Below are 11,877 nucleotides of genomic sequence, written 5' to 3' on the forward strand. Positions count from 1 at the left end.
CGCTATTTCTATGGTTTTGTAATTGATTTTATTGACCTGGGTTGGTGGCCGGTTTTCAACCTGGCCGACAGCGCTATAGTCTGTGGGGGAATATTATTGCTAATATTGGTTTTACTTGATGGAAAAAGAGAGGAAAGAAATGCCTGGAACTGAGATTCTGCTGGTGGACGAAGAAATGGAAGGCGCGAGACTCGATGCTTTTGTGGCGGAACAATTGGACGAACTTTCCCGCTCGCTGGTTAAAACCCTGATTGAAAGTGGAGAAATAAGGGTTGATGGCAAACAGCAAAAGCCGAGTTACCGGCTTAAAGCGGGGGAAGAGATAATAGTGGAGATACCGGCTGTACGGGAGCTTGAACTTAAAGCTCAGGATATTCCCCTGGTATTTATATACCAGGATAAAGATATTGCGGTAATTGACAAGCCCAAGGGAATGGTGGTACATCCAGCCCATGGCAATTGGGAAAACACCCTGGTTAATGCCCTGCTTTTTCATTTAAAAGACCTTTCCGGTATAAATGGAGAACTGCGGCCCGGAATCGTACACCGCCTGGATAAGGATACTTCCGGGGTTATGGTGGTAGCGAAAAATGATATGGCCCACCGCCAGCTGGCGGCGCAAATCAAGGATCACAGTATAAACCGGGAGTATATTACTCTGGTTCATGGAATAATAAAGGAAAATCTGGGTAGTATTGAAGCTCCCATAGGGAGGAGCAAGCAGGATCGAAAAAAGATGGCAGTTATCGCCGGGGGGCGTCCAGCCGTTAGCAATTATCAGGTACTGGAGCGATTGGGCAACTATACTTTATTAAGGGTAAAGCTCTTAACCGGGCGTACCCATCAAATAAGGGTACATTTTGCCTATATCAAGCATTCGGTAGTAGGGGACCCTCTTTATGGTTCTGGGAAAAAGCAGTTAGGGCTTGATAACCAGGCCTTACACGCCCATTTGTTGGGCTTTAAGCATCCGAGCAGTGGAGAGTACCGGGAATTTAAGAGCAATCTGCCCCCTTATTTTGAATGTATACTTTCTGATTTGAGAAACAAACATTGACATATATTCCTTAGTTTTAGTAGAATCAGATAGGAACCTTTAAGTTGGCCCCGTGAGGCTAGCAAGGAATGATGGAGAGCTGCACCTGCCTGGCCTTATGCTTGGCAGGTTTTTGTTTTAAATGTGGTAAGGAGGCGTTTTTATTGGTCTTAAGAGAAAAGCATGCCATCATGGATGAGATGGGTATGAAGAGAGCCCTTACCCGTATTGCCCACGAGATTATCGAGAAAAACAAAGGCGTGGATAATGTAGCTGTCATCGGTATTCGCCGGAGAGGAGGGCCGCTGGCCCAGCGCCTGGCCCTTCGCATAGAAGATATTGAAGGAATCAAGATACCGGTAGGGATTCTGGATATCACCCTCTACCGGGACGACCTTACCACTTTGGCCCAGCAGCCTCAGGTTCACCGAACGGAAGTAAACTTCGATATCAACGGTAAAAGACTGGTTTTGGTGGATGATGTTCTATATACCGGCAGAACCGTAAGGGCCGCACTGGATGCTTTAATTGACCTGGGGCGACCGGAATGTATTCAGCTTGCGGTACTGATAGATCGAGGGCACCGGGAGTTGCCCATAAAAGCAGATTTTATAGGCAAAAATGTACCCACTTCGCGACAAGAAAACATCGAAGTATATGTAAAAGAACTGGATGGAAAAGATGGAGTGGTGATACAAGAAATAATAGACTCGTAGGATTTACCCTTTAATCTGGTCCTGAGAGGCCGGCAAGGGAAAGGTTCCAGAGTATCGAATGAAAGCTTTCCTTGCTGCCCGGCAAGGAAGGCTTTTTTTATGGGCCGGGAAGCCAGGAACAAGGGGATTGGATTATTTGTCGATGGTGTTATGAAGAAAGGGGCCTTACCCTGTGTTTCCCCAGGAGGAATCGCAGCAGGCAACAATATCCCTACTTCAGGTAAAAATTAATGACAGCTTCATAAAGGGGAATATTAGTATCAGGTTTATTGAGAGGGGGCTTTAGTTTGAAGCTGGAACGAAAAGACTTGTTGGGACTTCGAGATTTGAGCCGGGAGGAGACGGAACTGATTTTGAATACGGCCATACCTATGAAAGATGTTATTTGCCGGGATATTAAGAAGGTGCCCACCTTGCGAGGCAAGGCTATGGTAACAGTATTTTATGAGAACAGCACCCGAACCCGCACCTCTTTTGAATTGGCCGGTAAGTATTTGAGCGCAGATACGGTTAATCTGTCGATATCCACCAGCAGCGTGCAAAAGGGCGAGAGCCTGAGAGATACCATCAAGACTATTGAGGTAATGGGTTTTGATTTAATGGTAATGAGGCATGCCATGAGCGGTACCCCCCATTATGTCGCCCGCAATACCCGGATGAGGGTTATTAACGCTGGGGATGGAGCTAACGAACACCCCACCCAGGCTTTGTTGGATATGTATACCATCAAAGAAAAGAAAGGAACTCTGGAGGGCTTAAAAGTGGCCATTGTTGGTGATATTCTGCACAGCCGGGTAGCCCGTTCCAATATATACGGTCTGAGCAAATTTGGTTGTGATATCCGGGTGGTAGGCCCGGCTACATTAATGCCTCCTGGCTTGGAAAAATTAGGGGTCAAGAGCTATTACAGCCTGGATGAAGCCATCAATGGAGTTGATGTAATCAATATCTTGCGTATTCAACGCGAGAGACAAGTGAGCGGTCTTTTCCCTTCGCTGGATGAATATGCCCAACTCTATATGCTAAGTCCCAGAACCCTGGCCCGAGCCAAGGACGATGTTCTGGTTCTTCATCCCGGACCCATAAACCGTGGCGTAGAAATATCCAGCGAACTGGCCGATAGTGCCCAGGCCTTGATCAATGAGCAGGTTACTAACGGGGTGGCGATCAGGATGGCCCTTTTGTTCCTGATGATGGGAGGTGGGCGCGATGAGATTACTTATTAAAGGGGGAAGGCTGATCGACCCCTTAAACCATATTGATCTTATTCAAGATCTTTTAGTGGAAGATGGTAAGATTCGGAGCCGGGGTTATCAGCTGGATGATAGCGGCTGTGAAATTATCGATGCCAGCGGGAAAATAGTTTGCCCAGGTTTCATCGACATTCATGTTCATCTACGGGAACCCGGCTTTGAATATAAGGAAGATATTGCCTCCGGTACCAGAGCAGCGGCTTGCGGGGGCTTTACTACCATCTGCTGCATGCCCAATACTGAGCCGGTTATAGATAATGAAGCAGTGGTCGGTTTTGTCAAGGAAAAAGCTCGAAAGGTCGGTGTAGTCAAAGTTTTGCCGGTGGGAAGCATTAGTAAAAAGCAGGCTGGTTTGGAATTAAGCGAAATTGCCGAGCTGGCAGCGGCCGGATGTGTGGCTATATCCGATGATGGCAAACCCGTCATGAAAGCCAATATTATGCGTAATGCTCTGGATTACGCAAAAATGTTCGGCTTACCGGTATTATCGCATTGCGAGGATCTTAACCTGGTAAACGGGGGCTTGATGAATGAGGGCTACTACTCCACCATTTATGGGTTAAGGGGGATACCGACTGCAGCTGAAGAGGTAATGCTAGCCCGCGATATTATTTTAGCCCGGTTGACTGGCGGGCATTTGCATATCTGTCATGCTTCCACGGCAGGTTCCATGATGCTGGTTCGCCAGGCCAAAGCCGAGGGATTGAAGGTAAGTTGTGAAGTGACTCCCCATCATTTGACCCTGAGTGATGAAATAATAGACGGCTATGATGCCGATACCAAAGTCAATCCCCCTTTACGCTCCGAGGAACATCTGCTGGCTTTGCGTGAGGCTTTGCTTGATGGTACCGTGGATTGCATTGCCACCGATCATGCTCCCCATCATTTTGAAGCCAAGGACTGTGAATACGAGTTGGCTGCCTGGGGAATATCTGGATTGGAAACGGCGGTAGCAGTAATAATGGATAAGTTGGTAAGGCCTGGACTCTTGGATATTAAGGATATGGTCAGGTTGTTTACTACCGGACCGGCCTGGGTGATGGGGCTTGATAAAGGAAGTTTGGGAGAAGGGAAGCCGGCAGACATTACGATTATTGACCCGGAAATGGTCAAAACCGTGGATCCCCGGACTTTCAAATCCAAAGGCAAGAATACACCTTTCAAGGGCATGGAGCTCCAAGGTTGGCCTTGCATGACGCTGGTTAACGGAGTGCTGGTAGCGCAGAATGGGGAGATAGTACTGGATATATAGACTTACTGCAAAAACCCTTTTTTTGTTGCGTAAGGCTTGCATAAATATACAAGCATAATAATATTTATTACTTTTTGCAGTGACATCAATATGAATTTAAGGGAGTGATGACCGGGTGAATGGATATCTGGTTCTGGAGAATGGCCGGTATTTTCGTGGCAAACTATTGAATGATTGTCGCATGGCTGGAGGGGAAGTGGTGTTCAGCACAGCCATGATAAGTTATCAGGATATTATCACTGATCCTTCATACTATGGACAGATTGTGGTTATGACCTACCCGCTGGTAGGAAATGTGGGTTTTAATGAAAAAAGTTTCGCTTCCCGGACGGCCATGGTTAAAGGGCTGGTATTAAGGGAAGCTACCGATTTCCCCAGTCATTATGAGATGGAAACTGATCTTATTTCATTTCTTAATCGCAGCGAAATCGCCGTACTTACCGGAGTGGACACCCGGGCTCTGACTCGTGCTATTCGTCATGAGGGAAGCATGGGGGGGGTAATTATCGATAATATCGATGACATGGAATGGTTGGTGGATAAAGCAAGGCTGGCTGTGGAAGAATTGCAAGGCGATCTGGTTCGTTTTGTCAGCCGCAAAAATATCATGAAATTTGGCAATGGTACAAAAAAAATAGTTTTACTGGATTTGGGTACCAAAAAGGGAGTAATTGATTCTCTGGTACGCCGGGATTGTGAAGTGATTGCTGTTCCTGCGGCTACTGGAGCGCGGGAGATATTAAGGCTCCATCCTGATGGAATAATGGTCTCCGATGGGCCAGGAGATCCTGGAGCTATCAGCTATGCGATTGATACTTGTCGTGAGCTCTTGGGGAGAGTACCACTCTTCGGAGTAGGTCTGGGTCATCAGATTCTTGCCCTGGCAATGGGAGCCAGTACTCTGCGCCTGCCTTATGGGCACCGGGGTTCCAACCATCCGGTAAAGAGCTTGGAAAATCAGCGGGTATATATTACCACGCAGAACCACGGTTTTAGCCTGGAGGAGTCCTCACTGATCGGTACCGGAATAGATGTTACTATGAGAAGCCTTAATGACGGCAGTATAGAAGGTATTAAACACCGGGAAATGCCAGTGTTTTCAGTACAATTTGATCCTGAAGGTTATCCCGGATATAGTGAGACTGGATTTTTCTATGATGATTTTATAACAAGGTTAAATATGTCCCCCGCTTCTTTAAGCGGCCAAAGTTCCTATTAACAAAACAGGCGGCGGGTTCTAATCCCCCGCCACGTTGCAGCGGTGTGGAAACTGCTCCGCAGTTTCTTTCAATGCTTTAAAGCCAAATAGGCCAAGGGGAATGTCTATAAGGAAAGGGGATTATTATATGCCGCTTAATGAGAATTTGCGCAAAGTACTGGTTATAGGATCAGGGCCTATTATCATCGGACAGGCAGCCGAGTTCGACTATGCCGGCACCCAGGCCTGCCGGGCACTAAAAGAAGAAGGCATTGATGTAGTGCTCTTGAACACTAATCCAGCTACAATAATGACTGATGCCAATATTGCCGATCATGTTTACTTCGAACCCATAACGGTTGAAACGGTCAATAAGATTATTGCCCGGGAAAAACCGGATGGCATAATTGCCAATCTGGGTGGGCAGGTAGGTTTAAATATGGCCCTGGCTCTTGATAGGGCGGGAATATTGGAGAAAACCGGAGTTCCTTTGCTGGGTATGCCGTTGGATGCCATTGCCCGGGCTGAAGATCGAGAGAAGTTCAAAGCTACCATGCAAGAAATCGGCGAGCCTATCCCGGAAAGTGACATAGTACATTCAGTGGAAGAAGCCATTCGCTTTGCTGAAAAAATTGGTTACCCGGTTATTGTACGCCCGGCATACACCCTGGGGGGAACCGGGGGAGGCACTGCCGGTGATGATGAAGAACTACAGCAGATAGTGCTTAAAGGCTTAAAGAACAGTCCCATAAATCAAGCCTTGATTGAAAGAAGTGTTGCCGGTTTTAAAGAAATTGAATTTGAAGTAATGCGGGATGCCAATGACAACTGTATAACTATCTGCAGCATGGAGAATGTTGACCCGGTAGGCATACACACCGGGGATAGCATAGTGGTGGCTCCAGCTCAGACCCTGAGTGATGAAGAATACCAAATGTTGCGGGCTTCTTCTTTAAAAATTATCCGCCACCTGAAAATAGTTGGGGGCTGTAATGTTCAATATGCTCTGGACCCTTTCAGCAAAAAGTATTATGTCATAGAGGTTAACCCCAGGGTAAGCCGTTCCAGCGCCCTGGCTTCCAAAGCAACCGGATACCCTATTGCCAAAGTTACTACCAAATTGGCTATTGGTTATACGCTAGATGAAATACCCAATGCCGTAACCGGAAAGAACACCGCTTGTTTTGAACCGGCTATAGACTATGTGGTTCTAAAAGTGCCCCGCTGGCCCTTCGACAAGTTTGTTTTCGGTGATCGCAAACTGGGGACTCAGATGAAGGCCACCGGTGAAGTTATGGCCATCGACCGCAGCTATGAAGCGGCTTTCCTTAAATCTATCCGCTCACTGGAAATTGGTCTTAATGGCATGCGTCTGCCCGAACTGCAGCAAATGAAAGATGAAGACTTGCGCCAGCGTTTGGAACATGCAGATGATGAAAGAACCTTTATCATTGCTGAAGCCTTGAGCCGGAGATTTTCCCTGGACGAAATCTGGGAGATTACCCGTATAGATAAATATTTCCTAAAAAAAATGAAAAACATTATAGATTTTGCCCGGGTACTGGAAAATAAAGAATTGGATTGCGAACTGCTGCGAGAGGCCAAGAAGATTGGCTTTTCCGATTTTGAAATAGCTGCAATCAAAGGGCAAACGGAAGAAGAAATACGAAAGCTTAGAAAAGAAGCGGGAATTCTGCCTACTTATAAATCAGTGGATACCTGTGCGGCTGAGTTTGATGCTGACACCCCTTATTTCTATTCCTGTTATGAAGAGGAGAATGAAGCCTGGCATGATCCAAACACTCGTAAAATCCTGGTTATAGGGGCGGGGCCAATCCGGATAGGACAGGGAGTGGAGTTTGATTATTGCTCAGTGCATTGTGTCTGGGCTTTGCGGGATGCAGGTATAAAGGCCATCATTATAAATAATAACCCGGAAACCGTCAGCACCGATTTTGATACCTCCGACCGCTTGTATTTCGAGCCCCTGGTTTATGAAGATGTTATGAATATCATCGATGAAGAACAACCCGAAGGAGTCATCGTCCAGTTTGGCGGGCAAACCGCCATTAACCTGGCCAATGCTTTGAACCAGGCGGGAGTAAAAATACTTGGTACTTCCAACGACAGCATTGATCGGGCCGAAGATCGGGAACGCTTCGATTTGATGGTGGAGAAACTAGCTATCCCCCGCCCCCCGGGGAAAACCGTGTTTTCGGTGGAAGAAGCGGTCAAAGCAGCGGGAAAGATAGGCTATCCGGTCTTGCTAAGGCCTTCCTATGTACTGGGGGGCAGAGCCATGGAAATAGTTTATAATGTTGATGAACTAAGGCAATACATGCAAACGGCAGTAAATGTCAACCATGAACACCCGGTATTGGTAGATAAATACCTGCTGGGTAAAGAGATTGAAGTGGACGCCGTTTGTGATGGCAAGCAGGTCCTAATTCCAGGTATCATGCAGCACATTGAAAGAGCCGGGGTTCATTCCGGAGATAGTATGGCAGTTTTTCCCGCCCATGATCTAAGTCCGGTGATTAAGGACAAGGTGGTTGATTACACCATCAAATTAGCCCGGGAACTGGAGGTCAAAGGCTTAATTAATATACAATTCGTGGAGTTTGAGGATGAGCTCTATGTTTTGGAGGTAAATCCCCGTTCCAGCCGCACTGTGCCTTTCATCAGCAAAGTAACCGGGATTCCCCTGGTAAAGCTGGGAACTGAGATTATCTTGGGCAAGAACTTAAAGGAACTGGGTTATAATGGTGGTCTGCAGCCGGAGCCGGAATTTTATGCTATCAAGGTTCCGGTGTTCTCCTTTAACAAGCTGGAACAGGTGGATATTACCCTGGGGCCAGAAATGAAGTCTACCGGTGAAGTTTTAGGAATAAACCGCTCCTTAAAAACCGCCATCTATAAAGGGCTTCTGGAAGCCGGTGTGGAAATCTCCCATAAAGGCACCATAGTTGCTACGATAGCTGATAAAGATAAAGCTGAAGCTATACCTATTTTGTATGAATTGAGCCAACTGGGTTTCAAGCTGGTAGCAACTGAAGGCACAGCCATGGCCCTTAGAAATAATGGTATTGCGGTGGAAACAGTAAAGAAGATTAAAGAAGGCTCGCCGAATATTGTAGACTTGATTCGCCAGGGTAAGGTAGACTTTGTAGTAAATACTCTCACCCATGGCCGTATGCCCTTTACCGATGGTTTTCAGATCAGGCGGGCGGCGGTAGAGTTGAATGTCCCTTGCTTAACCTCCCTGGACACCTTGAGAGTGGTAAAAGATGTAATCACTGAGGGTGAAAAGACCACTGCGATGGAGATCATGTCTCTGCAGGAATATGTCAAATTGATTAAGCCGCAGGAGTCGCCCATGCGTTGAAATGGAGCGGTTATATTTATACAAGCATAATAAATTACTTTTTTGCAATGACCAGTCATCTTTTCCTGACGCAAACTGGATTTAGGATTATTTACAAGAACACTATACTTACTCGGGAGGAATGCTTATGCCTTCTTTGGAGAAAGCACGAATAATTAGCAATTCTAAACAATACCATAATCTTTATATAATGGAGATCGAAGCTCCACAAACAGCCAAAGAGTGTAAGCCTGGACAATTCCTGCACATCTTTACCAGTACAGGACTTGATCCTCTGCTCCGAAGGCCGCTAAGTCTATATGATGTGGATAAGGAAGCAGCGAGGATTAGTCTTTTATACAAGGTAGTGGGTAAGGGTACTGCATTATTGGCAGCCATGTCACCCGGAGAGTATCTTGACATCATGGGTCCATTGGGCCATGGTTTCTCCCTGCCGGAGTCCGCAAGAAAATGCCTGCTGGTAGGGGGGGGAGTAGGTATGGCTCCACTGCTCTACCTGGCTCGTGTATTAAGGCAGGGGGGTAATGAGCTCTTGGCTCTATACGGGGTAGGAACGGAGAAAGAGTTGCTGGCCTTGGAACGATTGGAAGCTATAGGAAGCCAGGTGCAGATAGCTACAATAGATGGCAGCTGCGGGTTAGAAGGTCCATTGATCCCGCAGCTATTCTCCGAAATATTAAATGCTAAGCGTATTGAATTTATCTATAGCTGCGGACCGGAATCAATGATGAAGCTCTGGCAGGAATGGGCAAGGTTAAATCGTATACCCGGGGAAATCTCTTTGGAAGAATATATGGCCTGTGGGGTAGGAGCCTGTTTGGGCTGTGCTCGAAAATTAAAGCCGGAAAATGAGACTTATGCAAAAATATGCAAGGATGGGCCAGTCTTCAGCCTGGATGAACTGGTGTTGTAGCTGAGAGTAAATAAAAAAAATTAATGACCAGTCTGGCCATTAATGATTTTGATACTGCTATTAAGTTTTTGCCAACGATAAGAGTATACCCTAATCTTATTAAAGGATTATTTTCTTCAGGTTAATTTTCGGTTAAGTTTGTAATCGATTCCACTGCAAATAGTAATAAATATGCATCAGCGTGCATAAATATACCGCTCAGCACCCTTAATGGCGACCGCAGGGTGCAACTTTAATAGCGACCTTGTAGGGGCGCTCTTCGACCGCCAGCTTTCACCTTCGCCAACGCTCGTTTGTATATTTATGCAACTCTTATGCAATAATAAGGACTTTTTTCAGTGACACCATAGCTATGTGATAAGGAAATGGGAGGTAATGCCTTGGATTTAACGGTAAATCTGGGAGGAATAAAGCTAAAAAATCCAGTCGCAGTTGCATCGGGAACCTTTGGTTATGGTTTTGAGTACGCTGACTTTATTGAACCTGAAAGAATTGGCGCGGTAATAGTCAAAGGTACGACTCTTAATCCCCGCCCAGGGAATCCTGGCCCCAGGATTTATGAGACCCCGGCCGCTATGCTAAACGCTATCGGACTGGAGAATCCGGGTATCAAGGTGTTTTTGAGGGAATACCTGCCTCTGCTTCGAGCCAGGCAGGTTACGATAATTGCTAATATAGCCGGAAACAACATGGAAGAATATGCTTTGATGGCTTCTATGCTGCAAGGACATGAGGGCATAGCAGGAATTGAGCTTAATATCTCCTGCCCCAATGTAAAGCAGGGGGGTATTCAGTTTGGCACTGATCCTGATACGGTGCGACAGGTGGTAGCAGCAGTCAAGCGTGAAACTACTCTTCCAGTAATGCCCAAGCTTTCCCCTAATGTCACCGATATTGTGGCTATTGCCCTTGCTGCTGCTGAGGGTGGTGCTGATGCCTTGTCCATGATAAATACTCTAGGGGGGATGGCTATTGACATAAATAAAAGGAAGCCGGTTTTGGGCAATGTTTTTGGAGGATTGTCAGGACCAGCGATTAAACCCGTAGCCTTAAAAATGATATATCAGGTATATCAGGAGGTTCATCTCCCTATACTGGGTGGTGGAGGCATAGTCAATCATATAGACGCTCTGGAATTCTTTATGGCCGGGGCTACTGCGGTTTCCATTGGCACTGGTAATTTCATAAACCCCCGTCTGGCTCTTGAATTGCTTGAGGGTATTGAAAAGTATATGCAAGAGCAAGGCTTTTCCAGTATTCAAGAACTGGTTGGTATAGCTCATGCCTATTAACCCCCCATGGCCGGGGGCCGCAGCCACCGATGAAAATGGGGGTATTACAGGAAGTTATTATAGACGCTGATTAGAATCTTATGATATATATCATAATGACCGTCCCCATGATATATATCAAAAAATTAGGAGGGAAAAGATTTGCAAGCCAAACAGAGGATTATTTTAGCCCTGGATGTTGATAGCCGGGAGCAAGCCCTGGCTCTGGTTAAGGATTTGGCTCCTCATGTGGGGGCTTTTAAAGTGGGGATGCAGTTGTTCAATAGCTGCGGTCCCGATATAGTAGAAGAGATTAATCAATTGGGGGGACGGGTTTTTTTAGATCTCAAGTTTCATGATATTCCCAACACCGTAGCTGCTGCCGGCAGAGCCATAACCCGCTTGAAGTGCTTCATGTTTAATGTTCACGCCGCTGGAGGCCGGGAAATGATGCGCCAAGTGGCAGAAGAGGTTGAAGACGAGGCCAAAAGACTGTTTGCTCCTGTGCCGCTATCCCTGGCTGTAACTGTACTAACCAGTATATCGCAGCGGGAGTTGGAAGAAGAGATCGGGGTTAAAGGGATGAAACTTCCTGATTTAGTGGTGAAGTGGGCCTTAATGGCACAGGAATGCGGAATGTCCGGAGTGGTATCTTCTCCGCAAGAAATCGTTGCCATACGGGCAGCCTGTGGCCCTGATTTTAAAATCGTCACCCCGGGTATCCGCCCCGCCTGGTCGGAGACAAATGACCAGAAACGGATTACCACACCGCGACAGGCCCTGGAGATGGGAGCTGATTTTATGGTCATCGGACGACCTATCACTCAGGCAAAAAACCCGGTGGAAGCGGCTT

10 protein-coding genes are annotated in these 11,877 nt (G+C 46.6%); all 10 read left to right on the forward strand.

The genetic code is table 11. The features are described 5' to 3' along the window. Window positions 1-36: 36 nt before the first annotated feature. The gene (locus tag PHP87_RS07920) at window positions 37-153 is read left to right on the forward strand and encodes a signal peptidase II (RefSeq protein WP_366942904.1); all 117 of its coding nucleotides are present in this window, start codon (window positions 37-39) and stop codon (window positions 151-153) included. Beyond that, on the forward strand, window positions 140-1,057 hold the full coding sequence (locus PHP87_RS07925) for an RluA family pseudouridine synthase (protein WP_299920175.1): 918 nt from the start codon (window positions 140-142) through the stop codon (window positions 1,055-1,057). The genes PHP87_RS07920 and PHP87_RS07925 overlap by 14 nt, the downstream gene beginning before the upstream one ends. A 143-nt stretch (window positions 1,058-1,200) precedes the next feature. After that, the gene (pyrR, locus tag PHP87_RS07930) at window positions 1,201-1,752 is read left to right on the forward strand and encodes a bifunctional pyr operon transcriptional regulator/uracil phosphoribosyltransferase PyrR (RefSeq protein ID WP_299920177.1); all 552 of its coding nucleotides are present in this window, start codon (window positions 1,201-1,203) and stop codon (window positions 1,750-1,752) included. 287 nt (window positions 1,753-2,039) lie between these two features. Continuing rightward, window positions 2,040-2,978, forward strand: coding sequence for an aspartate carbamoyltransferase catalytic subunit (locus tag PHP87_RS07935; protein ID WP_299920179.1), 939 nt, complete (start codon window positions 2,040-2,042; stop codon window positions 2,976-2,978). After that, window positions 2,962-4,257 carry a dihydroorotase gene (locus tag PHP87_RS07940; protein WP_299920181.1) on the forward strand — a complete coding sequence of 432 codons (1,296 nt, stop codon included), beginning with the start codon at window positions 2,962-2,964 and terminating at the stop codon, window positions 4,255-4,257. Before PHP87_RS07935 ends, PHP87_RS07940 begins: the two co-directional genes overlap by 17 nt. A 115-nt stretch (window positions 4,258-4,372) precedes the next feature. Continuing rightward, on the forward strand, window positions 4,373-5,476 hold the full coding sequence (locus PHP87_RS07945) for a carbamoyl phosphate synthase small subunit (protein ID WP_299920183.1): 1,104 nt from the start codon (window positions 4,373-4,375) through the stop codon (window positions 5,474-5,476). A gap of 127 nt (window positions 5,477-5,603) precedes the next feature. Then, the gene (gene carB, locus PHP87_RS07950) at window positions 5,604-8,840 is read left to right on the forward strand and encodes a carbamoyl-phosphate synthase large subunit (protein WP_299920184.1); all 3,237 of its coding nucleotides are present in this window, start codon (window positions 5,604-5,606) and stop codon (window positions 8,838-8,840) included. 127 nt (window positions 8,841-8,967) lie between these two features. After that, window positions 8,968-9,753: a dihydroorotate dehydrogenase electron transfer subunit gene (locus tag PHP87_RS07955; protein ID WP_299920186.1), complete on the forward strand. Its 786-nt coding sequence runs from the start codon at window positions 8,968-8,970 to the stop codon at window positions 9,751-9,753. 380 nt (window positions 9,754-10,133) lie between these two features. After that, on the forward strand, window positions 10,134-11,045 hold the full coding sequence (locus PHP87_RS07960; protein WP_299920187.1) for a dihydroorotate dehydrogenase: 912 nt from the start codon (window positions 10,134-10,136) through the stop codon (window positions 11,043-11,045). A 141-nt stretch (window positions 11,046-11,186) separates the two neighbouring features. Next, a partial coding sequence (gene pyrF / locus PHP87_RS07965) for an orotidine-5'-phosphate decarboxylase (RefSeq protein WP_299920188.1) occupies window positions 11,187-11,877 on the forward strand: 691 nt, incomplete at its 3' end.

This window comes from Syntrophomonas sp., from assembly GCF_028707975.1.
Taxonomy (GTDB): domain Bacteria; phylum Bacillota; class Syntrophomonadia; order Syntrophomonadales; family Syntrophomonadaceae; genus Syntrophomonas.